Genomic DNA, 21640 nt, shown 5'->3' with positions numbered 1-21640 from the left:
TCCTGGCCTGAGAGCAATCGGGACGGGCGTGAAGCACGGCGTCGGCCGCGCGTAGCGCCAGCTATCCCGATTGAAGCCAGAGACGCACCCATGACTATTCCCATGCTGACCACACACCGTGGCTATCGTCTGCAAGCCAGCGCCGCAATTCGCGACGATGGCCTGCACGCGGCCGATCTGATCATCGAAAGGCCGGGTCTGCCGGCCCGCATCTTCAACGCACTAGACTACTTCTACGACGGCGAGCAGGCGCTCAGGTACGCAACCGCCTGGGGCCGCATCTGGGTCGACATGAAAGGTTGATCTCGCAGCCCGCTTTCCGGTGCCGCCTGCACTCGACGCGCAGGCGCACCAGGCAGTCGCTTCCCGCTGAAAACGATATCAGCGGAAATTTCTTCCCAAATATTGGGGCAGGGTTCAAAAGACGATGAACAGGCCGTAACAGGCGGAGCAACCGTCATCCCTCGACGGCGGCGCGTCCTCTCCTCATCGTTCATGAAACTCACATTCAAGCTTCCTCTCGCTTTCGCCGCTGCGCTGTTCCTGATGTTCGCGGGCGCGATGTATGGCCTCTATTCGATGCACCGCTCGATCGACGAATACAACGACCTCGTGCGCGTGCATGTCGCGAACGAGCGGATGGCCGCGAACATCCTCGTCAATTTCAAGCTCCAGGTGCAGGAGTGGAAGGACATCCTGCTGCGCGGCAAGGACCCGGCAAAGTTCGACAAGGGCTGGGCCGCGTTCGAGGCGCAGGAGCGGATCGTCGATTCGCAGACAAAAGAACTGCTCGCGTCGCTCGACGATGCGGGTGCCCGCACGCTCGTCGAGCAGTTCGCGGCCGCGCACGTCGACATGGGCGGCGGCTATCGAAGGGGCCTCGAAGCGTTCAAGGCGGCCGGCTTCGAGCCGACGGCGGGCGACAAGGCGGTCGCCGGCGTCGACCGTGAGCCCGCGCGCCTGCTCGGCGAGGCGGTCCAGCAGATCGCGACGAACACGGCGGCGATGTCGGCACAAGCCGACGACGACGCGCGCCGCGCCGCCGCGATCAGCCTCGTGCTGATGCTGGTGGCGTTCGTAGCCGGTTTGTGTGGCGCGTTCCTCTTCAGCCGTTCGATCACGTCGCCGTTGACGCGCGCCGTGGAAGTCGCGCGCGGCGTCGCGCAGGGCAATCTGACGACTCGCATCGAGCAACACGGCAGCGACGAAATCGGCGCACTGCTGAACGCGCTCGCCGACATGCAGGCGAGCCTCGCGAAGGTGGTGAGCAAGGTGCGCCGCAACGCGGACGGCGTCGCGACGGCCAGTTCGGAAATCGCGGCGGGCAATCTGAGCCTGTCGGCGCGCACCGAGGAGCAGGCGGCGTCGCTCGAAGAAACGGCGGCAAGCATGGAAGAGCTGACGGGCACCGTGCGGCAGAACGCGGGCAATGCGAGCCACGCGGCGTCGCTGGCGGAGAAAGCATCGGGCACGGCGACGCACGGCGGCGATGTGATGCGGCGCGTCGTCGACACGATGGCGGGGATTTCGGAAAGCTCGTCGAAGGTCGGCGAGATCATCGCGGTAATCGAAGGCATCGCGTTCCAGACGAACATTCTCGCGCTGAACGCGGCTGTCGAAGCGGCGCGCGCGGGCGAACAGGGACGCGGCTTCGCCGTCGTCGCAGGCGAAGTGCGCGCGCTCGCGCAGCGCAGCGCGACGGCCGCGAAGGAAGTCAAGGCGCTGATCGAGCAGTCGTCGACGCGCGTTGCGGCGGGTGCGGACCTGGTGCGGGACGCAGGCGGCATCATCGGCGAGATCGTCGATTCCGTGCAGCAGGTAACGAACATCATCGCGGAGATTTCGGCGGCGTCGAACGAACAGAGCACGGGCATCGAGCAGGTCAATCTCGCCGTCACGCAGATGGACGAAGTCACGCAGCAGAACGCGGCGCTCGTCGAGCAGGCGTCGGCGGCCGCGCAGTCGATGGCGGAGCAGGCGCGCTCGCTGCGCGAAGCCGTCGCGGTGTTCACGACAACCGATATAGGCCATCCCGCAGCCCGATAACTTCATACGATTAGCAGCGCGAAGCGCCGAGTGTATGACTTCGCACACAGTCTATTTTGCGACGCTCGACCATCGCGTTCATGCCCGATAAGATGGCGCGTGACGCAACACGTCTATTTGCTGGCTGATATTGCATCGGGCAAGCGGCCCGATAGCTATGAGGAACGAGGCGCGGCAGGACCTGCTTGCATGATGGACGCCTCGCTCCCGTCGCGCACCACGCCGCAACGTGCCTGATTTCTTCGAACACAGACGGCTTGCCGGGAAGGGCTGCCCGGCGCATGAGAGGGACGTGGCATGTTGAACAAGTTGATCGACATCGCGAGACACATCCGACGCAGCGAAGGCTTCAAACATTCGATCAGCACGCCGGGCCGCATCACGTTGCACGCGCAACAACGATTGAACCGCGGCTACTTTGCGATCGAGATTCGCGCGCACTCCGGCTTCTTTTCGGTGATGCAGATGGTGCTATTCATCCTGATGTATTGCGAGGAAAAGCGCCTCACGCCGCTCATTTCCGCGCGCGGCGGGATTTACGGCGACGCCGAAGGCAAGGTCGACTGGTTCTCCGAATACTTCGACACCATTGGCGCGGTGCCGCTGCCCTCGTCGAGCGTGCGGGTGCGCACGTCGGTCGTGAGAGATCTCGGCGGGCTCGGGTTTCGTCGCCGGTATGAGCCGAGGCTCGATCTGCGGCACGCCAGCGCGCTGTTCCGCTCGCACTACCAGCCCTCTGCGCCGATCCGCTACGAAGTGGACGCGATCCGCAAGCGGCTCGGCATCGGGGCGTCGACGCTCGGCGTGCATTTTCGCGGCACCGACAAGAAGGCCGAAGCGCATACCATCGCGTGGGAAGCGTTCTGCCGTCTCGTCGAGACGACACTCGCCGAAGAGCCGCAACTGACAAACATTTTCGTCTCGAGCGACGAGCAGGCGTTCCTCGATTACTTCGTCAAATGGGACTTTCCCGTGCCCGTCAGCGTCGCGCCCGCGAAGCTGCTCGCAACGGGCGGCACACCCGTGCACTTCAGCGGTCATCCGGGACTGGCGATCGGACGCGAGGCGCTGGTCGCGAGTCTTCTGCTCGCGAGTTGCGGGTATCTGGTGAAGACGCCGTCGTATCTGTCCGCCTGGTCGAAAATGTTCAATCTGTCGCTACCGGTTAAACTCGCCGTGCCGCCGCGCGAAGGCGCGTTCTGGTTCCCGGACAGCCAGATCTGGAACGAGCAGCAAGAGTGCCGCGAAACGACGGCAGAAGCGGACGTCCGGATGCAGGACCAGAAAACGGCCTGAACGGCGCGGCGCATGCCGCAACGCAATACGGCCGGGCGCTGCGCGAAATGCGGCCTGGCCCACAACGGCGATAGAAAAGCCGGCTTCCGGCCGCGTTCGCGAGCGGCCGGCGCGTCGGCGCTCGCGTAGAATCATCACAAAAGACCAGCACGGCAATCGGGGAAGGGCGTGAAGATTCACAGCCACTACGACAATCTGAAAGTCTCGCGGGACGCACCTCAAGAGGTGATCCGCGCGGCCTACAAGACTTTGAGTCAGAAATATCATCCTGACCGGCGGATCGACGATCCCGATGCCGAGCGGGTGATGAAGATCATCAACGCGTCTTATGCGGTTCTGAGCGACCCCGTGCAACGCAAGGAGCACGACGAATGGCTCGCGCGTAAAGAACGCGAAGCGGCCGAAGCGGCTGCGCCGCAACCGCCGCCGCGTCAGTCGGCGTCGGCGTCCCAGCGGACGAACTGGCAGGCGGCCGCCACCCAGACCCGGCGCGAGGTCCCGCCGCGTTCGCAGACCCATTCGAGCGCATGGACGTCGCATGCACATGTCGATCCGCGCGCCGCGAAGCGAAAACCGCGCGCGGCGTCCGGTTTCTCACTGCGCAAGATTTCGCTGCGAAGCTGGACGGTGATCGGCGTCTGCGCATTCTTCGGCTACGTCGCGATTTCGGAATCGACGACGCCGTGGCCGTTCACGCGCAACACGTCTTCGCATGGCTCGTCCTATGGTTCGCCATACGGTACGCGCAGTCAAGCCGACTCCGACGACGCCTCGCCGTCGGATGGCAAACGGCGCGGGCTTGCGGCGATGTCGTCGGCGCAGGCAGCGACCTCGCCGTGGACCAGCGACGGGTCCGTCACGAGCAGCGCTTCAGCCTCGCATGCGCTGTTCGTGAGGCCCACGCTCGCGCCGAACGGCCTGCCGTGGCCGTCGACGGCGTCGTATCTCGACGGCATGCCCGTCGGCGCGGCGGGCGGGCATTCCTCGGTGACGGTCGACAACTCCGTCAACCGCTTCGACGTGTTCGGCAAGCTCGTCTATAACGCGTCGGTATTCGACCAGCCGGTTCGCCATTTCTTCGTTCCCGCTGGGCAGACTTTCACGCTGATCGGCGTCGCACCGGGCGCGTACGACGTCCGCTATCAGAATCTCGACGACGGCGGCCTGTACAAGTCGCAAGGTTTCGAAGTCAACGAACAGGCCGCCGGCAACAGCGTCGACGCGACCAACGTGAGCATCACGCTATATGCGTTGCCGGGCGGCACCGTGCAGCCGACGACGATCGGCCGCGGCGACTTCTAGCCTTTGCAGGCAGCCGGCAAGCGCGCCGCGCCGCTCACTGCAGCGTCGCGCCTGCACCCCGCAGCACCACGCTCTGCCGCCCGTCGATGCTCACGGGCACATCGCCGTGCACTGTCGCGCGGCGCACGACGCGATGCGCGTCGCCGTAATCATTGATCGCGTAGTGCTGCGTCGCGCGGTTGTCCCAGATCGCGACATCGCCTTGCGTCCAGTTCCAGCGCACCGTGTTCTCGAGCCGCGTGACGTGATCGTGGAAGGTCTGCAGCAGATGCGTCGAGTCGCCCGCCGACAGTCCCTTCAGACGCTGCACGAAATGACCTAGCACTAGCGAGCGTTCGCCCGTTTCCGGGTGCACGCGCACCACGGGATGCTCGGTCTCGTAGACCGTCGACGTGAACACTTCGCGGTAGCGCTTGAGCTGCTCGGTGTCGGCGTTCACGTGCGACGACGCGTAGTCGTAGGCGTTCGTATGCAGCGCCCAGAGCGTGTCGGCAAGACGGCGCAGCGGTTCGGGCAGGTTTTCGTAAGCGGCCGCCGTGTTGGCCCAGACCGTGTCGCCGCCATACGGCGGAATCACGACTGCCCGCAGGATCGAGATCTTCGGATACGCGTCGACGAAGGTGACGTCCGTATGCCATGAGTTCGCGCGTCCGCCATGCTGCGAATTGAGTTCGAGCAGATGATGGCTGCCATCGACGGACGGCACGGTCGGATGCGCGACGGTCTGGCCGAAGCGCCGCGCGAACGCTTCCTGCTCCGTGTCGTCGAGATGCTGCTGGCCGCGAAAGAACACCACCTTGTGCTTCAGCAGCGCGGCGTGGATCGCATCGAAGGTCTGCGCGTCGATCGAGCCGGACAGCCTGACACCTCGAATCTCCGCGCCGATACGGCCGGCGACGCGGCGCAGATCGAGCGTTTCAGGTGCAGCGTGCGCGGCTTGCGTGACGATCGTGCCTGCGTTCGATGGGGCGAAACCCGCTTGCGTATTCGACATCTGACGTCTCCGTGTAAGTGGGAACGTTCATTCAAGCAGCGCGCTCGCGCAAAGAGAACTGACATTTCGTGCGAAGGTGTCCAGGCGGATTGCGCTATCGATAGGCGGATTCGTGCTATGCGAGCGACACACAGGCTAGCGGCTGGAATTGGATACAGCGGGATACACCGCTCGACGGCATCGTCAGGGTATCTGTTGAACCCATGCGTGAAGCGCTTTCCCGCCTCGGCACATGATGCGTCGGCGGGAAAGCGCAGTGGGTTGAGAGAAAGTGATGGGCGTTCAGCCCGGCTGAATCGGTACGAGCTTCAGTTTGCGGCGCAAACTCCGCGTGTCGTGCACGTCGTACGCTTCGGGCATCTGCCACGCCGCGCGCAACAGTTGAATGAACGCCGCTTCGCCTTCGGACAGATGTCCGTCCGCGTGTGCGCCTTCGTTGCACAGCGCCATGACTTCGCGGCGCAGCCGCCAGTCCCTGACGTCCTGCGCGAGACAGAAAATCACGGCGGGGTCGAGGCGGCAGGTGTCGCCCCAGTTCAGATAGGCCGTCGACGTCAGGTCCTCGCACATCTGCTGCATGACGACGAGCAGTTGTCCGCGGTGCATCTTCAGCCGCGCTTCCATCCCGTAACGCTCCAGTGCTTCGAGCTCGTCGACGCCGACGTGTCCGTCCGACAGCAGGCAGGCGGCCACGATGCGGGCCGCAGCCTCGGGACTGTCGCTTCGATAGTGACGCATTTCAGATCTCCTTTACTTCGATTCGATTGGCTGCGGGGTGCATCACGCAATCCAGTCGCGCGGCGCGAGGTTCGAATTCACGTGAAACGGATAGCTGCTGTCGTCGAGCATGCGCTGGCGGCGTTCGAGATCGGCGAGATCGGTCGACGATGCGAGCCACGCTTCGCGTTCGCTGTCGCGCGAGGACGTGAACAGCGTGCCAAGACGGTGTGTGAGCTGGTTGAACATGATGTGCTCCTTCAGTAGTGCGATAAGGAAACGCGCTGGCGAAAATGGGATTCGCACGGCTGCGTGACTGCGATGCGCGGGCTTTGTGCTGCTTGCCGTTTCGTCGCTTTCGACCATGGCGCTGCATCGACGGGATGAATCGTAGGCGCGATGAATTAGCGGGAAATGAGTGCGCCGGGCATGCGATTAACCGTTATGTCACGGTGTGCCATAACGATTTTCGAGCGTGATCTGGAGGCTAATTCTTTGCTCACTATCGGCGCACAGAATGCGAATCAACCGATGCATCACTGATACGCCATCGAATGTCCAGGAGAACAACATGAAAGGGATTCGCCACATTGCAGTCGCCGCATTGCTCGGCTTGGGACTTGTGAGCGCCGCGCAGGCACACGTGTTCGTCGGCGTCGGGATTGGACCGGTTGCGCCTGTCGTCCCCGTCATGCCCGTCGTCTCGGTCGCGCCGTACCCTGTGTATGTGCCGCCGCCCGTGTACTACGCGCCGCCTCCGCCTGTGTACGCGCCGCCCGTCGTAGTCGGCTACTGGGGGCATCCGCACTATGGATACCGCGGCTATTACGGCTATGGCTACTGGCGCTAGGCACGCGAGGAGCGCGCCGGAACGGGCGCTCATTTATTTCTAATTTTCGATCTCTACGATGAACTTCATCGCAAGGCTCATCGAGCCAATAACCCGGAGGGAAACATCATGAAAACGCTGATTCAGACCGCTGCAGTCGCCGTGTTGCTTGCACTGCCCATCGCCTCGTTTGCGCAAACCACGGCGCCCATCTCGCGCGCCGAAGTCGAGGCGCAACTCACACAGCTGGAAAGCGCGGGCTACAACCCGATTGGCGACAAGGCGCACTATCCAGCGAACCTCGAAGCTGCGCAGGCGCGTCTCGACGCGCAGCACGCGGACGGATATGGCGGCGTCGCGGACGGCGCATCGCAAGGCGGAGCGGCCTTCCATCCTCAATATGATGTCGGGATGAAGTCGATTTACGTCGGACATTGAAGGGCCGCCAAACCCGGCAATCCGATCGATTTAAACCGCGGGCGCGCAGAGAAATCTGCGCGCCCGCATCATTGTCTCTACAACCAGAAGAGCGTGTAGTGCGGTGTAGAATCGGCTCGCCGACAGGCTCGCCAACAAGGAAGCGCCGCCGACCGTCAATACATCGCGGCACGTCAGTCCTGGCGTTCAATCCCGTTTGCACAACTCTCACCGGACGGCACGCATCAGACCATGTCCATGCCCAAGATCCGCTCCCTCAGAAATCAACTCGTGCTCGCCCTCTGTGTGCTGGTGAGCGTCGTCGGCGTGGTGCAGGGCATCAGCTCATGGCAGCTTGCCAAAGCCGGCATGAGCGCGCTGCTCGATCTGCGTCTCGAACAGGTGGCCACGCGCCTGTATCACAGCGGCCTCGCCGATGCGCTGCCCACCACGCCCGCACGCGGCTCGCAGCCGGAGCGCGATGTCTATCTCACGGTCTGGAAGGACGGCATCGATACGCCGTACCGCTCGACCGACCCCTCACTCCCGTTGCCGCGCGAGGCCGAGCCGGGCTTCACGAATGCGATGGTGAACGGCGAGAGCTGGCGCATCTACACGCTGCGCGAGCCGTCGATGGTCGTCCAGGTCGCACAGCGTTCGCGCGTGCGCCAGGACCTCGCGGAAGCGCGCTCGCTGAATACGCTGTGGCCGATGATCGTGCTCGTGCCGCTGGTGTGGATCGCCGTGCTGCTCGTCGTACGGCGCGCGCTGAGGCGCCTGACGCGGCTCGGCAGACAGGTACAGGCCATCGACATGGCGCATTTCGAGCAGCTGTCTACCTCGGGCGTGCCGACGGAGATACGCCCGTTCATCCTGTCGATCAACAAGATGATCGAGCGGCTCGAACAGTCCATCGAGGGCGAGCGGAAGTTCATCGCCGACGCGGCGCATGAGCTGCGCACGCCGCTTACCGCGTTGCAGTTGCAGGCGGACAACCTGCAGCCGCATATCGCGCCCGGCAACCAGGAGCGCTTCCGCGAACTGCAAAGCGGCATCCGGCGCAGCGGCCGGATGATCGCGCAGCTGCTGCGGCTCGCGCGCGCCGATGCGGCGATGAAACCGGACACGCTGACGCGCGTCGACGTGTCGGAGGTGGTCGTCGACGCCGTGGCCGAAGTCCTGCCGATCGCGATGCAGCGCGGCATCGACATCGGCGCCGACGAGATGACGAGCGCTTTTGTGCGCGCGAACGACGCCGATATCGGCATCGCGCTGCGCAACCTGGTGAGCAACGCGATTCGCTACACGCCCGATGGCGGCAAGGTCGATCTGAGCATCCAGGTGCGCGACGGGAAGGTGTGGATCGAGGTGGTCGATAACGGGCCTGGCATCGACGAGGCGCTGCTGCCGCGCGTGTTCGACCGGTTTTTCCGCGCCAATGTGCAGATCGAGGGCAGCGGGCTCGGTTTGTCGATCGTGCAGGCTATCGTGAACCGGTATGGCGGCGAAGCGAGCCTGCGCAACCGTGTGGATGGGCAATCGGGGATCGTCGCATCGATCGGTTTTCCCTCGGTGCCGTAAGCGGTGCAATAAGCGGCGCAATAAGCGGTGCCACAAGCGTGGTGCCGCTCGCAGCGCGGTCAGCCGCTCATTCGTTGCTAATTCTCCGTGCCTAAGATGGGAACTGTTGGAGCAGGCCCCTCTGGTTCTGGCACGGCGATCGGTGCACGCCAGAATCCTTCGGCCGACTGCGTATGCAGTCGGCCTTTTTTTGTCGTCGATACCGAACGGTTTAGCCTGTGCAGGCTCGGTTATCATGCGATCTGGCTGGTGCGCGGGAGTGGGGCGCGCCGGCGGCCACGGCCCGGAATCGCAAACCGGCGCGCAGTGCGCAGCACGCCGTGCGGCTGATCGGTCCTTGCGCTGGGGCCAACGACAACGCTTCGTTGCTGTGGACACGACATCATGCGAGTGCTACTGGTTGAAGACGATCTGCAGATTGGCCAAAGTCTGATGCGCGCGCTGCAGGACGCTGACTACAGCGTCGACTGGGTGCGCGACGGCAATGCGGGCAGCGCGGCCATCGCTGCCGCCGAATATACCGTCGTCCTGCTCGATCTCGGCTTGCCGGGCATGGGCGGCATCGAACTGCTGAGGTCGGCCCGCGCGGCGGGCAACACGGTGCCGGTGCTGATCCTCACGGCGCGCGACGATCTCGAAGCGCGCGTGCAGGGCCTCGACGTCGGCGCCGACGACTACGTGCTCAAACCCTTCGACGTGCCCGAGCTGATGGCGCGCATGCGCGCCGTGTTGCGGCGCAAGGCGGGCTACGCGTCGTCGCGTCTCGGCGACGATGCGCTGAACCTCGATCTCGATAAGCGCACGCTGTGCTGCAACGGGGTGTCGTCGGTATTGTCGGCGCGCGAGTTCGCGCTGATGCTTGCGTTTCTCGAACGGCCCGGCACGATCCTGTCGCGCGACCAGCTCGAGGACAAGCTGTACGGCTGGGGCAAGGAAGTCGAGAGCAATGCTGTCGACGTGCTCATTCACTCGGTGCGCAAGAAGTTCGGGCAGTCGGTGATCCGCAATGTACGCGGCCTCGGCTGGACCGTCATGCTCGGCGAAGCGCCGAAAACCTGAGCGCCGCGCGTCCTCATTCTCCCCTCACTCTGCATCGACACAATCTCCTCAACCGCACAGCAATCACGCTGAAACGCGCGGCGAGGAGAGAGCGATGAAAGGCATTCCAGAAGTTAACGTAGTTGTCGAGCGCAACGATGCGTTCAACCACACACCGGCCGCATTTGATATGTACGATCCCAGCACCCGCACGCGGATCGCGGTGCATATCGACTGCACGCCGCAAGGCGCCGCGTGTGCGAACCAGCGCGCGCCCGTCTATGCCGCGCGCGCTTACCGTATGCAGCCTTCGCGGTGCCGCATCGGCGCGCGTGTGCGCTATCCGCGTTGCGCCGGCTGGGGCGACGGTTTTGGTTCGATGCAACGCTGAGGCGCGGCCATGTCGAACCATCCGGCTATCGAAGGCCTCGCGGCTCGCATGGCCGCAAGCTGGCAGGCGCGTGCCGTTCTCATGGCCATGCCGCTGCTCGTCGGGCAGCGTGCTCGGGCGCGCTGCGCGGCCGCGCCCGATGTCGCGCGGGTGCGCGCGCGCTCGCACCGGCTCTCGTTGCCGGGCGCGTGGCTCGCGGCGCTTCTCAATCCGCGTTCGCGCAGGGTGCGCGATGGCGATCTCGACGGGCTGTGGACTTTACCGTCGACCCGACCCGGACCCATCGCGAACGCGATTCTGTACCTGCACGGCGGCGGCTATTACTTTGGATCGTCGGCGACCCATCGCGCGGTGACGACGGCGCTCGCCGCGCATAGCGGCGCGCCCGTGTTCGCGCCCGACTACCGGCTCGCGCCCGAGCATCCGTTTCCTGCCGCGCTAGAGGATGCGTTGCACGCGTACCGCACGCTGATCGCGCGCGGCATCGCGGCGAATTCGATCGTCGTCGCGGGCGACTCGGCGGGCGGCGGGCTGGCGCTCGCGTTGCTGGCCGCGTTGCGCGACGCGCGCGAGGCATTGCCGGCGGGCGCCGTGCTGTTCTCGCCGTGGGCCGATCTGACGACGACATGGCGCGCCGCGCGCGGCACAGGGCCAACGACGCGCGTGGCGATGCAGCATGCCGCGCAGATGTATATCGGCGACGCGAGCGCGTGGGACCCGTATGTGTCGCCGACGCGCGGAGAACTGCACGATTTGCCGCCCATCCATCTGCAGATCAGCGACACGGAAGCGATGTACGAAGATGCGCTCGCGCTCGCGGCGCGCCTGAATCGCGTGGGCGTGACGGTGCAGGTCGCGCAATGGCATGCGATGCCGCACGCACTGCCATGTTTCGCGCCGTTCCTGCCCGAGGCGAATCAGGCGCTGCGGCAGGCGGCGATGTTCGTCAGGCGCTGCTACGCGACGCGCAAGCGCGAGGTGGCAGCTGCCGCCATTGCATGAGAGCGGGATGGCAAAAGACAAAAAACGGACGGCACGAGCCGTCCGCGTCAATGGCCAATACTGAACACTGGCCTCTGGAAACGCCTCTGCGAAACTCAGGCACGCGCCGGTTCGACGGGTGCGTGGACGGTGTCGTCGATCGGGAAATGCAGCAGCGCGGCGAACAGTCCCGCCAATGCCGTCGCGGCCCAGATCAGCGTGTACGAGCCCGTCGCATCGAACACGTAGCCGCCGAGCCACGCGCCGAGGAACGAACCCAGCTGGTGGCTGAGAAACACGACGCCGAACAGCGTGCCGAGATGCCGCGTGCCGAACACCTTGGCGATCAGGCCGCTGGTGAGCGGCACGGTGCCGAGCCACGTCAGGCCCATCACGGCGGCGAACAGCACGACGGAAACTGTCGACTTCGGCAGCAGGAAGAACGTGGCAATCGTCGCCCCGCGAATCAGATACAGCCAGCCGAGCACATGCTGCTGACGGAAGCGCCCGCCAAGCCAGCCGCACGCCCAGCTACCCGCCATGTTGAACAGGCCGATCAGTGCGAGCGCGGTGGCGCCGAGTCCCATCGGCATGTGGCACAAGGTCAGATAGCCGGGCAGGTGTGTGGCGATGAACGCGAGCTGGAAGCCGCAGGTGAAGAAGCCGAGCGTCAGCAGCCGGTAGCCGCGATGGCGCATGGCGTGCGCGAGCGTCTCGCGCAACGGCGGGACAGTGGCCGCTGCGGGTGATGCAGCCACGTGCGGCGCGCCGACGTCCTTGCGGCGGTCGAGCAACATGCCGAAGGGCGCGGCGACCAGCATCAGGAAGGCGAGCGCGTAGAGCGACGTCGATATGCCCGACGTTTCGCGCACCAGTTGCGCGAACGGCACCATCAGCACCTGTCCCAGCGAGCCGCCCGCGCTCGCGATGCCCATCGCCATGCTGCGCTGCTCGGGCGTCGCGGCGCGCCCGACGGCCGTCAGCACGACGCCGAACGTCGTGCAGCTCACACCGATGCCGACCAGCAGCCCAAGCCCCGCAATCAGCGCGATACCGGACGGCGAACCGGCCGCGAGCGCGAGGCCCGCAGCGAAGGTAGTAGCGCCGAACGCGACGACGGGCGCGGCGCCGTAGCGGTCGGCGGCGGCGCCTGCGAACGGCTGCGCGAAGCCCCATACGAGATTGTGCAGCGCGATCGCAAAGGCCACGAGCGTCACGGGCAGGCCGCGATCGTACGAAAACGGCCCGATGAAGAGACCGAAGGTCTGCCGGATGCCCATGGCCGCGCTGATGATCACCGCGGCGGCGACGATCACGTAAAACGTCGGGTTTTTAAGGGGCGCTGCGTAAGCGGGTTTGGCCGTTGACATGTTTTGTTTCCTCCTGGCGGCATCCTCGCAGCAGCCAGCAGGCGCGACAAACGAAAAGTTTTCGGCGACAGATGAAGAAAATTCACTCGCAGGGGGAGCGGGTTGCTCGTGGATGTCTAGCGGGTTGCCGTCGTAAAGTGCATGGCTTCGCCCGTTGAAGCAGCGTCATCGAACGCGTGCGCTTCGTGAAGCAGCCAGCGCTTGAATGCCTGCAGATCGGGCCGCGAGTCCGTGCCTTCCGCGCTGACCAGCCAGTACGCCGTCTTCGCATCGACGGTCGGCGTGCTGGCTTCGACGAGCGTGCCGGCGTCCAGCTCGCGGTTCACCAGCGGCCGTCTGCCGATCGCGACGCCCATGCCCGTCGTGGCCGCTTCGAGCGCCAGCTGGATCGTGTCGAAACGCACGCCGCCCGACGCGTCGATATCGTGGACACCCGCGCCGTCCAGCCACGCCTGCCAGTCTTCGCTCGCGGTGTCGACGTGAATCAGCGTGGCGTGGCGCAAGTCGATGTTGCCATGTGTATCGCGCAACGTGTCGCGATAGGCGGGGCTGCAAACTGGCACGAGCCGCTCGCCGAACAGTCGGCTCCAGTCGCTGCCCGGCACGGGACCGCGGCTCAGACGGATGCCGAAGTCGAAGCCGTCGACGGGAAAGCCCACCTGGCGGCGCGAGGTATCGACGGAAACGTCGATGTTCGGCCACTGCGCGCGAAACTCGAACAGGCGCGGCACGAGCCAGCGCATCGCGAGCGTCGGCGCGCAGCTCACCGTCACCGTGCGATGCGTGCGGCTGTCGGGCAGCCGCTGCGTGCCGAGCGCGATCAGCGAAAACGCCTCGGCGATGTATGGGAAATACTGCTCGCCCGCAGGCGTCAGCGACAGCTTGCGCGGCTCGCGCACGAACAGCGCGACCCCAAGCGCTTCTTCGAGCGCGACGATGCCGTGGCTGACGGCGCTCGGCGTCACGTTCAGTTCGGCGGCGGCAAGCTTGAAGCTGCCGTGCCGCGCCGCCGCCTCGAAGAAACGCAGCGAGTTCAGCGGAGGCAGGCGAAGCGGCATGGCGCAACCTTTGGGCGTCGTTGGTCAGGGGAAGTGGTTTCGCGCGAGGCAATCGGCGCAGCCCGCATGACGCGGCTAGAGATTAGCTGCGCTCCGTGCGTGCCGAAAGCCGCGAGCGTTGCGCGAGGGCATGCCGCGCCGTTCGCACGCGCTCAAGGGCAGCACGAGCAGCCGCGATGCCGCATGCCATATCCGCCTTCGCCTTCGGATGGGCCGCTCGACGAACCGCCCGACGCGCTGCCGAGCAACGCCGGCGCGCCAACCCGCACGCGTTCCGCCGATGTGCCACAGCGGGGACAACTGGCAGGTTCGTCGCGTTCAGCGATGCGCCGCGATGCTTCAAACGTGCCGCATTCGGCGCACTCGTAGTCGTATACAGGCATGACTTGTTCCGTTGTTATCGGCACGACGGGCACCACGCGCCCGATGCGCGCGGTACGTTTCAGCGCTTGCGCCGGCTGCTGCGCGTACGCTCGTGAAACCCATCGGGCTTCGTGCGTACCCAGTTCACGAAAGCTCTAACTTGTTCGTTTTCGAGCAGGCGATCGACGGATGCATAGGTTGTCGCCAGCTCGCGCTCCGAAAAGAGCGCATGCAACTGCCGATGGCAGATCCGGTGCAGCGTGACCGTTTCGCGGCCGCCTTCGGCCTTCGGAACCAGATGATGCTCGTCGCGCTGATCGGCCGGAATCGCGCGGCCACACAACGGACACGCTTCTTCCGCCGGCGGCCGATACCAGGACTCCACATCACGCTTTGCCATCGATACCCCTGCGGATTCCATCATCCTACCAACTTTCGCGGTGGGCACTCGCACCGTGCGTACGTGCAAGCCGCGATGCTATGCTGGCCTCTCTTCGTCAAAGGAAGGCAAGGGCATGACGATGGTCGATACGCATGCGGAGCCGGGCGCCGGTGTGGGCTCGCGTCCCGATCCCGCTTTGAGCGGGCGCGCCGAATACCGGCCGCCCGTCAACGAGGACGAGTTGCTGTTGAAGTGGATTCGCCGCGCGCGCGAGTCGCAGAAAAGCCATTACGACATGGCCGATCTGCTTGCCGCGCGTAACCGGATGTTCGGCATCGGCGTGACGGTCGTGTCGGCCGTGGTCGGGACGACGGTGTTTTTGTCGCTGGTGGCGTCGGCAGACTCGCGATGGGTGCGGCTCGTCGTCGGGCTGGTGAGCATCGCGGCGGCCGTGTCAGCGGCGTTGCAGACGTTTCTGCGCTATGCGGAGCGTGCCGAACAGCATCGTTCGGCGGGCGCGCGCTATGGCGCCGTGCGACGCAGGCTGGAGGCGATCTACGCAGGCGACACCGGCGCGCGCGACGGCCGCTACGTGAGTGAAGTGCGCGACATCCTTGACCGGCTCGCGGAAGACTCGCCGAGTGTGCCGCCGCGTGTGTTCCGGCGCACTCAGGAAACCTTGCGCGTCGCGGCGTTGCAGGGCCGCGACGAAGTCCGCTGGGAATGAACGGGCAAGGTGATTGGGGTGAGCGTCACGCCCGCAGACGCGCGCTGGACGCATCGCCACGCGCAGCAGGATGAGGCATCAGTGAAGGTATGTCGGCCGGCTCGGCGGCGCTGCTGAACAACCGGCACACTTCGCTTGCACTGCCGCACGCGTGCAGGCGCTCGCGAAAATGCTGATCGCAAAAGCGCTGCGCGACATCCGCGAGCAGATTCAGATGCATCGTGTTCGCGCCTTCGGGCACGAGCAGCGCGATCACGTCACTGACGGGCTTCGCGTCCGGCGCGTCGAAGTCGAGCGGCACGCGCGGGCGCACGTACAGCACGACCGCCGTCAGCAAGCCCGCGATCTGGCTATGCGGCACGGCGACGCCTTGTCCGAGCCCCGTCGAACCGAGCGCTTCACGCGTGTTCAGTCCGTCGATCACCTGGCCGGCGGGCACACCATAGTGTGTTTCGCAAAACGCGCCGAGTTGCGCGAAGAGCGCCGCGCGATTGGCGGCGTCCGTGTCGAGCAGCACGTTGCCGGGGCTCAGCAGACGGTCGAGCGTCTCGACGTCGTCGTCGCTGGTTTTGACGGGCGGCTTCGCGGGGCGCAACGCGCTCGCTGCCTGCGCCCACGAGGTTGCGCGCAGCAGATCGCGCCAGCCGTCCGTCGGCGTGTCGGGAATCTCGAACAGATGACCGAACTGCGCGGCGGGCGCAATACGCGTCACCTGCTGGATCGCGCCGTTCACCGCGTCTTTCGGCAGATACAGCGAGAGCTGCACGCGCTCGGTATGCGGCAGTGTCGCGATGCGGATGGTCCACGGCTGGCCCGCGCAATCGCGGGTCAGCGCGCGGCGCAGCGGTGTAACGTGTTGCGCGTCGAGCGTTACGCGCATCATCACGCTGCGACGGGCCGCGCGGCGCCTCGCAGTATCGTCGTGATGGTGGTGAACGCCGAAAATGGCGCGCAGAATGGCTCGGGTCTTCGTCATGCCCTTTTCTCCAGACTGACAACGAAGCTAGCGTAGCGCGATTCGCATTAAAACCGAATAAAAAAACCGAACGCCCGAATGTGGGTTGTCGCACGCATTGCGGTGCGCAACGGTGTTAAAGACGTGCCTGTAGCACCGTGCTTTGCCCATGAAGAATGCCCGCAGAATCGATACTCACGTACCACACCCGCCCGGAGGCTTCATTCATGCTGACGCTGTATTCGTACCCCGATCTGTTCGGTGTCGCCGACAACAACGCGTTCGGCCTGAAGGTCTACGCGTTCATGCGGCTGTGCGGGCTCGATTTCGAGCACCAACATATTCTCGATACGACGCGCGCGCCGCGCGGCCAGTTACCGTATCTGTCGGACGATGGCGAAACGATCGGCGACAGCGACGCGATCATCGCTTATCTGAAGGACAAGTACGATCTGCGGATCGACAGCGCGCTATCGCAAGGTCAGGCGAATCTCGACTTCCTTGTGCGCCGCACACTCGACGATCTCTATTGGCCGATGAGCTATTCGCGCTGGCGCGACGATCGTTATTGGCCGGCATTTCGCGATGCCGTGCTGCGCGAGCACGCCGACGTCACCGCGAGCGATCTCGAAGCGGCGCGCGAGTACAACCGGCAGCGCTATCACTATCAGGGCATCGGCCGTTACGAGCCGGATCAGGTGTACGCGCGAGGTATCGGCGATTTGCGGGTGGTGGCTGATCTGCTCGGCGATAGCGGCTTCGTGTTCGGCCCCGAACCGGCGACCATCGACGCTGCAATCTACGGCTTTGTCGCGAACATTTATTTCTATGAGATCGACACGCCGCTGAAGGCGTATGTGCTGTCGCGGCCCGAACTGGTGCGCCATTGCCGCGCCATGCATGAGCGCATCGCCAATGCTTGAAGTGCGGGCGGTAAGGAACTCGAACGCGGCATTCGCTGTCATCGGATAGGATCGACGAAGCACAATGATGGCAGCACATCTGCTAACGGACTCATCAACGGCATCAAGCAAGGGAGAAACAATGACAATACAACGCCGCCGATTCATCGCCATGACCACGGCCGCGCTCGCTACGGGCGGATTGGCGCTCGCGGGCTGCACGACCACGGGGCCGTCGTCGGATGCGTCGCCCGAAGCGAACGCGGGCAAGCGCCAGTCGATCGACGCCGACGTCAACGGAACACTCACGCGTCTGTTCAACACCATCGGCGGCTCGCGTGAACTCGCCGACAAGTCGCGCGGCATCCTCGTCTTCCCTTCGGTGATCTCGGCGGGCTTCTGGTTCGGCGGGCAGTACGGGCAGGGCGCACTGCGCGTCGGCGGGCAGACGTCGGGCTATTACAGCATCGCGGCGGCGTCGTTCGGCTTGCAGATCGGCGCGCAGTCGAAGGCGATCGTCATGCTGTTCATGACGGATGACGCACTCAGCGAGTTCACTCGCAGCCAGGGCTGGTCAGCAGGCGTCGATGCGTCGGTCGCGCTCGTGAACGTCGGCGCGAACGGCAACGTCGATACGTCGACGGCGATGAGTCCAGTCGAAGCGTTCGTGCTCACGAACGCCGGGCTGATGGCGGGCGTATCGCTGGAAGGCTCGAAGATTTCCCGCCTGATCATCTGATCGCATTCGTCCGATCGCATTTGTCCCGTCACATGCCACGGATGGCGCGCTCCGCGCCATCCGCTTTCTCTCGAATCCTCAGTTCAATCTTGCTGCGCATCTGCCGCAGCGTGCCGTGCCTCGCTCATTTATCGCTAAGTCTCGCGTCGCATCATGCTTGACATGGAAGCAACGTAACGACGGAGGCACACGAAATGATCAGGCACATTCTGGTAGCGATCGGCACGAACCCGGACAACAATGTATTGAAGTCCGCCATCGACAAGGCGCGCCACACGGGCGCACGGCTGACGGCCGTGTATGTCGTCGACACGATGCCCTGGTGGGCGATGGCGGGTGTCGAGTACGGCTGCCTCGACTCGATACAGATGGTCGAAGAACTGGAGCGCACGGTCGAGCGCCGCTGCAATGAAGTGTTCGAACTCGACGCATGGGACATTCATACGCGGGCCGTCACGGTGCAGCTCGAAGGCGGCAGCGTGGGCCGCAGAATCGCGCGGTTCGCCGATGAACTCGACGCGGACATGATCGTCGTCGGCGCGGGGCATGGCTCGAAATGGCGTTTCTGGGAAGAGCGGATGAGCGACGTGGTCGCGCGCTGCACGCGTCGCGCGGTGCTCGTCACAGCAACAGCCGATGCACGCCGCGATGAGCCCGCAGGCGAAGAAGCTTATCTCCATCAGCAGGCACGTGCGAGCGCACCCGCTCGTGCTCAAACGCTTTGAGCTACGCGCCGCCGATCAGCTTCAGCCCGGCCGGCAACGATTCGCCGAATACGCGGCCGGTGTCGGCTTCATCGAGCGCGACGGTCTCGCGGACCATCTGGATCCACGCGGGCGCCGCGCCGAGCGTTTCGAGCCGCCGTATCACCGTTTCGCGCGCTGCGTCGGGCAGGTCGCGCGAACGGTCGCCCGTCATGCGCGACAGCTGCACGGCGGCGAACGCGGCGGGCTCGACCTTTTTCCAGTCCAGCGCAAGCACGGCTTCGAGCCAGGGCAGCGCGACCTCGGGCGGCACGACGCCATGCGCGCTGCCGTAGAACGGCAGCCGCGCGCCAATCCGCCCGACCGCCCACCACGTTTGATGATTCTCCGAAGGCTTGCGCAGCCGCTCGAGCAAATTCTGCGCAAGCGCGATCTTGCGCTCCACCGAAATGCGCTCCAGCGACGCCTGCACACGAATCATGTCCGCATAGCCGACCTTGGCGGGATCGAACGGCAGCTTCTGCTTTTTGATGCTCGCGGCTTGCAGGAACTCCATCGCGTCGAGCAACTGCAACTGCGCGTCCTCACTCAGCCCGCCTGCCGCGCGACGCCATAGCGTCCACCATTCGGACCACACCCGGCTTTCGTGGATGTACTGGATGCCGTCGTCGAAAATCGACCACAGCTGCTCGACGCGCCATTCGTCGAGTGGATAGCCGAAGCCTGGCCGCAGGCAATAGCCCGCGAGATTGAGCCATAGCCGCTCGTGATCCGCCGAGCGGCGCCGGCGCCTCGCGCGGTCCCACAATGCGCCGAACAGTTCGCGCAAGAGTGCTACGTCCCAGTTTTCGCGCGGGCCGAGCGTGTGTTCGAGTTGCGCGCGCAGACGCTTCACTTCGTTGGGCCCGACATTCGATGCACGCGCGCCGAACGCGCGCTCGATCAGTTCGATCGCGTGATCGAGCGACGCGTGGCGTGCGCTCTCGCCGTCTTCATGGGTTGTCGCAGAGGCCTCGTCGCGCCGCAATTCGAATTGCAGCAGCCAGCGTTGCGAAGGGTCGTCGGTCGCGATGCAGTTCACTTCGAGCGTGCCGACTTCGGTGATCGACGTGGTGAGCTTCACGGGCCGCTCGTCGGCATCGGATGCCTGCTGGCGTTGCACGACGGTTGCGATGGGCGGCAGGCGGATGAAATCGCCTTGCGACAGATCGGTGAGTTCGCCGGGTTTGAAGCGCGTATCGGCGACCGTCGACATCAAATGAAAACGCACCGGCTGCCCGAGTCGCAGCGCGAACACGCGATTGTCGAGATGCACCTCGTGCGCTTCTTCCGTGCCGCGCGGCAGCAGGCAGATGCCCTGATCGCCTTCGAGCACGAGGAAATAGCTGCGCGCCGAGCCGCCGCCGATGCGCGGCGCGTTGCCCGCGCGCGCGAGCCCATAAGCGACGGCGCCGCGCGCGACGGCGACATCGGGATGATCGTTCTGGAGTACGTGCAACGGCTCGCCGCGCCATGCGCCGAGCGTGTCGGCGAGCCGTTGCGTCAGCGCGTGTGCGCGGAACACGCCGCCGTTGAGCAGCAGCGTGTCGGGGACGGGTAGCGTGTCGTCTGCGCTGTTCCCGTCAGCCTCGCCGAGCGCCTCGCGCGATTGCGCGGCGAGCCGCTTCAGAAACGCCGCGACGTGTCGCGTGACGGCGGCGTCGCTGGCATACGGCAGGCCGAACTCGACGATGGCGGCGCGCGAGCGGCGCGGCATCTCGTCGGCGGACACCTGCGGAAAGAATCCGTCGACCACGACGCGCCCGATCTCGTCGCGCGTCAGATGCGTGGTGCGCGCGCCGCCGATCAGGCGCGAGCCAGAGCCGAGCAGCGTGATTGCGACCGATTCGGGCGCGTCCGCATCGAGCAATTGCTCTTTGGCGACGCGGCAGCGCTCGACCAATTGCGACAGGCTCGCCGCCGACAACCGCGCCTGGCCGTCCTGCGACTGTGTAAGACGCGTCTCGGCCAGCCGCGCGAGCGCGAGGTCCATGTTGTCGCCGCCGAGCATCAAATGATTGCCGACGCCGATGCGCGTCAACTGCGGCTCGCCACTCGCGTCGATGTGAACCTTGATGAGCGTGAGATCGGTCGTGCCGCCGCCGACGTCGCAGATCAGCACGAGTTTCGTGTCGTTTAACTCTTCTCGAAGATTGACCCGATGATGAAACAGCCAGTCATAGAACGCGGCCTGCGGTTCTTCGAGCAGCCGTAGCGCGGGCAGCTTCGCGAGACGCGCGGCTTCGAGCGTCAATGCGCGCGCGCCTTCGTCGAACGATGCGGGCACCGTGAGCACGACGTTCTGCTGTTCGAGCGGTGCATCGGGAAAGCGCGTGTTCCAGGCGGCGCGCACGTGCGCAAGGTAGCTCGCGCTCGCGGCGACGGGCGAGACTTTCGCGACGTCGTCGGGCGCGCCCCACGGCAGGATCGGCGCGAGCCTATCTACAGATGCGTGCGACAGCCAGCTTTTTGCGCTCGTGACGAGCCGTCCCGGCACCTGCGCGCCGAGCGCGCGCGCAAGCTGGCCGACGACGGGCGGCTGTGTGCCGCCCGGTTGTTCAGTGGCTTGCGGCCACGGCAGTTGCACATCGCCCGGATTCAGCTCGCCCGCAGCGGGGTGATAGCGCACGGACGGCAACAGCGGCCGAGCGGCCAGTTCGCCGGGCCCGACGAGCTGATCGACCTCGAACACGCGGATATCGTCGGAACCTGTTTCGACGTACGCGACGACCGTATTGCTCGTGCCGAGATCGATGCCGACCGTGAAACGCGCGGCTGCCTGCTTCTGCTTTTGCTTCATCGAAGCCTT

Annotated in this window: 23 protein-coding genes; 14 read left to right on the top strand and 9 right to left on the bottom strand. The window is 65.1% G+C overall.

Going from position 1 to position 21640, the window contains the following annotated elements; all coding sequences use genetic code 11:
- Positions 1-90: 90 nt before the first annotated feature.
- From C2L64_RS26415 to C2L64_RS26400, 4 genes are all read left to right on the top strand, one after another.
- Positions 91-303: a hypothetical protein gene (locus tag C2L64_RS26415; protein WP_007589754.1), complete on the top strand. Its 213-nt coding sequence runs from the start codon at positions 91-93 to the stop codon at positions 301-303.
- Between the two features lie 192 nt (positions 304-495).
- Positions 496-2046 (top strand): methyl-accepting chemotaxis protein, encoded by a 1551-nt coding sequence (locus tag C2L64_RS26410; RefSeq protein WP_007589755.1) that lies wholly within the window; start codon positions 496-498, stop codon positions 2044-2046.
- Positions 2047-2343: 297 nt separating this feature from the next.
- The gene (locus tag C2L64_RS26405; RefSeq protein ID WP_007589758.1) at positions 2344-3342 is read left to right on the top strand and encodes an O-fucosyltransferase family protein; all 999 of its coding nucleotides are present in this window, start codon (positions 2344-2346) and stop codon (positions 3340-3342) included.
- 168 nt (positions 3343-3510) lie between these two features.
- Complete coding sequence (locus C2L64_RS26400) at positions 3511-4644, top strand: J domain-containing protein (RefSeq protein WP_007589760.1); 1134 nt, start codon at positions 3511-3513, stop codon at positions 4642-4644.
- 34 nt (positions 4645-4678) lie between these two features.
- Here C2L64_RS26400 and C2L64_RS26395 read toward each other — a convergent pair whose 3' ends face one another.
- The 3 genes from C2L64_RS26395 to C2L64_RS26385 form a co-directional block, all read right to left on the bottom strand.
- Positions 4679-5638, bottom strand: a complete 960-nt coding sequence (locus C2L64_RS26395; RefSeq protein ID WP_086910507.1) for a TauD/TfdA dioxygenase family protein — start codon at positions 5636-5638, stop codon at positions 4679-4681.
- 282 nt (positions 5639-5920) lie between these two features.
- Positions 5921-6376 carry a tellurite resistance TerB family protein gene (locus C2L64_RS26390; protein ID WP_007589762.1) on the bottom strand — a complete coding sequence of 152 codons (456 nt, stop codon included), beginning with the start codon at positions 6374-6376 and terminating at the stop codon, positions 5921-5923.
- A gap of 42 nt (positions 6377-6418) precedes the next feature.
- A complete protein-coding gene (locus C2L64_RS26385; RefSeq protein ID WP_007743850.1) occupies positions 6419-6604 on the bottom strand; it encodes a DUF3563 family protein in 186 nt (61 codons plus the stop codon).
- Between the two features lie 322 nt (positions 6605-6926).
- On the opposite strand from C2L64_RS26385, the gene C2L64_RS26380 reads away from it, so the two are divergent.
- The 6 genes from C2L64_RS26380 to C2L64_RS26355 all read left to right on the top strand — a co-directional run bounded on the left by C2L64_RS26380 (position 6927) and on the right by C2L64_RS26355 (position 11613).
- A complete protein-coding gene (locus tag C2L64_RS26380) occupies positions 6927-7205 on the top strand; it encodes a hypothetical protein (protein WP_007589764.1) in 279 nt (92 codons plus the stop codon).
- A gap of 108 nt (positions 7206-7313) precedes the next feature.
- A complete protein-coding gene (locus tag C2L64_RS26375) occupies positions 7314-7622 on the top strand; it encodes a DUF4148 domain-containing protein (protein WP_007589768.1) in 309 nt (102 codons plus the stop codon).
- 231 nt (positions 7623-7853) lie between these two features.
- Positions 7854-9182, top strand: coding sequence for a sensor histidine kinase (locus C2L64_RS26370; protein ID WP_039901722.1), 1329 nt, complete (start codon positions 7854-7856; stop codon positions 9180-9182).
- A 384-nt stretch (positions 9183-9566) separates the two neighbouring features.
- Positions 9567-10241, top strand: coding sequence for a response regulator transcription factor (locus tag C2L64_RS26365; protein ID WP_007589771.1), 675 nt, complete (start codon positions 9567-9569; stop codon positions 10239-10241).
- A gap of 94 nt (positions 10242-10335) precedes the next feature.
- Positions 10336-10611 (top strand): hypothetical protein, encoded by a 276-nt coding sequence (locus tag C2L64_RS26360; protein ID WP_007589774.1) that lies wholly within the window; start codon positions 10336-10338, stop codon positions 10609-10611.
- A gap of 9 nt (positions 10612-10620) precedes the next feature.
- A complete protein-coding gene (locus tag C2L64_RS26355) occupies positions 10621-11613 on the top strand; it encodes an alpha/beta hydrolase (RefSeq protein ID WP_007589775.1) in 993 nt (330 codons plus the stop codon).
- Positions 11614-11708: 95 nt separating this feature from the next.
- On the opposite strand, the gene C2L64_RS26350 is transcribed toward C2L64_RS26355, so the two are convergent.
- From C2L64_RS26350 to C2L64_RS26335, 4 genes are all read right to left on the bottom strand, one after another.
- Positions 11709-12962 (bottom strand): MFS transporter, encoded by a 1254-nt coding sequence (locus C2L64_RS26350; RefSeq protein WP_007589776.1) that lies wholly within the window; start codon positions 12960-12962, stop codon positions 11709-11711.
- Between the two features lie 116 nt (positions 12963-13078).
- Positions 13079-14020: a transcriptional regulator GcvA gene (gcvA, locus tag C2L64_RS26345; protein ID WP_007589777.1), complete on the bottom strand. Its 942-nt coding sequence runs from the start codon at positions 14018-14020 to the stop codon at positions 13079-13081.
- Positions 14021-14172: 152 nt separating this feature from the next.
- Entirely contained in the window at positions 14173-14403 is a 231-nt protein-coding gene (locus tag C2L64_RS26340; RefSeq protein ID WP_007589778.1) for an FmdB family zinc ribbon protein, read from the bottom strand.
- Positions 14404-14462: 59 nt separating this feature from the next.
- The gene (locus C2L64_RS26335) at positions 14463-14783 is read right to left on the bottom strand and encodes an HNH endonuclease (RefSeq protein WP_007589779.1); all 321 of its coding nucleotides are present in this window, start codon (positions 14781-14783) and stop codon (positions 14463-14465) included.
- A gap of 115 nt (positions 14784-14898) precedes the next feature.
- On the opposite strand from C2L64_RS26335, the gene C2L64_RS26330 reads away from it, so the two are divergent.
- Positions 14899-15492 carry an SLATT domain-containing protein gene (locus C2L64_RS26330; protein ID WP_007589781.1) on the top strand — a complete coding sequence of 198 codons (594 nt, stop codon included), beginning with the start codon at positions 14899-14901 and terminating at the stop codon, positions 15490-15492.
- A 25-nt stretch (positions 15493-15517) separates the two neighbouring features.
- On the opposite strand, the gene C2L64_RS26325 is transcribed toward C2L64_RS26330, so the two are convergent.
- Positions 15518-16468, bottom strand: coding sequence for a PTS sugar transporter subunit IIA (locus tag C2L64_RS26325; protein ID WP_007589782.1), 951 nt, complete (start codon positions 16466-16468; stop codon positions 15518-15520).
- A 206-nt stretch (positions 16469-16674) separates the two neighbouring features.
- Here C2L64_RS26325 and C2L64_RS26320 point away from each other — a divergent pair, with 206 nt between their 5' ends.
- From C2L64_RS26320 to C2L64_RS26310, 3 genes are all read left to right on the top strand, one after another.
- On the top strand, positions 16675-17370 hold the full coding sequence (locus C2L64_RS26320; RefSeq protein ID WP_007589783.1) for a glutathione S-transferase family protein: 696 nt from the start codon (positions 16675-16677) through the stop codon (positions 17368-17370).
- A 127-nt stretch (positions 17371-17497) separates the two neighbouring features.
- On the top strand, positions 17498-18088 hold the full coding sequence (locus C2L64_RS26315) for a BPSL1445 family SYLF domain-containing lipoprotein (protein ID WP_039901725.1): 591 nt from the start codon (positions 17498-17500) through the stop codon (positions 18086-18088).
- A 194-nt stretch (positions 18089-18282) separates the two neighbouring features.
- Complete coding sequence (locus tag C2L64_RS26310; RefSeq protein WP_007589785.1) at positions 18283-18813, top strand: universal stress protein; 531 nt, start codon at positions 18283-18285, stop codon at positions 18811-18813.
- 1 nt (position 18814) lies between these two features.
- Here C2L64_RS26310 and C2L64_RS26305 read toward each other — a convergent pair whose 3' ends face one another.
- Positions 18815-21631 (bottom strand): Hsp70 family protein, encoded by a 2817-nt coding sequence (locus C2L64_RS26305; RefSeq protein ID WP_007589786.1) that lies wholly within the window; start codon positions 21629-21631, stop codon positions 18815-18817.
- Between the last annotated feature and the right edge of the window lie 9 nt (positions 21632-21640).

The sequence above is a fragment of the Paraburkholderia hospita genome, from assembly GCF_002902965.1.
Classification (GTDB): Bacteria; Pseudomonadota; Gammaproteobacteria; order Burkholderiales; family Burkholderiaceae; genus Paraburkholderia; species Paraburkholderia hospita.
The sequence above is the reverse complement of the archived record's forward strand: the minus strand, read 5'-3'. Positions and strand labels throughout refer to the sequence as shown.

Coding starts and splice junctions, on each gene's coding strand:
- C2L64_RS26415 (WP_007589754.1), top strand. CDS start 91: ATGACTATTCCCATGCTGACCACACACCGTGGCTATCGTCTGCAAGCC.
- C2L64_RS26410 (WP_007589755.1), top strand. CDS start 496: ATGAAACTCACATTCAAGCTTCCTCTCGCTTTCGCCGCTGCGCTGTTC.
- C2L64_RS26405 (WP_007589758.1), top strand. CDS start 2,344: ATGTTGAACAAGTTGATCGACATCGCGAGACACATCCGACGCAGCGAA.
- C2L64_RS26395 (WP_086910507.1), bottom strand. CDS start 5,638: ATGTCGAATACGCAAGCGGGTTTCGCCCCATCGAACGCAGGCACGATC.
- C2L64_RS26390 (WP_007589762.1), bottom strand. CDS start 6,376: ATGCGTCACTATCGAAGCGACAGTCCCGAGGCTGCGGCCCGCATCGTG.
- C2L64_RS26385 (WP_007743850.1), bottom strand. CDS start 6,604: ATGTTCAACCAGCTCACACACCGTCTTGGCACGCTGTTCACGTCCTCG.
- C2L64_RS26380 (WP_007589764.1), top strand. CDS start 6,927: ATGAAAGGGATTCGCCACATTGCAGTCGCCGCATTGCTCGGCTTGGGA.
- C2L64_RS26375 (WP_007589768.1), top strand. CDS start 7,314: ATGAAAACGCTGATTCAGACCGCTGCAGTCGCCGTGTTGCTTGCACTG.
- C2L64_RS26370 (WP_039901722.1), top strand. CDS start 7,854: ATGTCCATGCCCAAGATCCGCTCCCTCAGAAATCAACTCGTGCTCGCC.
- C2L64_RS26365 (WP_007589771.1), top strand. CDS start 9,567: ATGCGAGTGCTACTGGTTGAAGACGATCTGCAGATTGGCCAAAGTCTG.
- C2L64_RS26360 (WP_007589774.1), top strand. CDS start 10,336: ATGAAAGGCATTCCAGAAGTTAACGTAGTTGTCGAGCGCAACGATGCG.
- C2L64_RS26355 (WP_007589775.1), top strand. CDS start 10,621: ATGTCGAACCATCCGGCTATCGAAGGCCTCGCGGCTCGCATGGCCGCA.
- C2L64_RS26350 (WP_007589776.1), bottom strand. CDS start 12,962: ATGTCAACGGCCAAACCCGCTTACGCAGCGCCCCTTAAAAACCCGACG.
- gcvA (WP_007589777.1), bottom strand. CDS start 14,020: ATGCCGCTTCGCCTGCCTCCGCTGAACTCGCTGCGTTTCTTCGAGGCG.
- C2L64_RS26340 (WP_007589778.1), bottom strand. CDS start 14,403: ATGCCTGTATACGACTACGAGTGCGCCGAATGCGGCACGTTTGAAGCA.
- C2L64_RS26335 (WP_007589779.1), bottom strand. CDS start 14,783: ATGGCAAAGCGTGATGTGGAGTCCTGGTATCGGCCGCCGGCGGAAGAA.
- C2L64_RS26330 (WP_007589781.1), top strand. CDS start 14,899: ATGACGATGGTCGATACGCATGCGGAGCCGGGCGCCGGTGTGGGCTCG.
- C2L64_RS26325 (WP_007589782.1), bottom strand. CDS start 16,468: ATGACGAAGACCCGAGCCATTCTGCGCGCCATTTTCGGCGTTCACCAC.
- C2L64_RS26320 (WP_007589783.1), top strand. CDS start 16,675: ATGCTGACGCTGTATTCGTACCCCGATCTGTTCGGTGTCGCCGACAAC.
- C2L64_RS26310 (WP_007589785.1), top strand. CDS start 18,283: ATGATCAGGCACATTCTGGTAGCGATCGGCACGAACCCGGACAACAAT.
- C2L64_RS26305 (WP_007589786.1), bottom strand. CDS start 21,631: ATGAAGCAAAAGCAGAAGCAGGCAGCCGCGCGTTTCACGGTCGGCATC.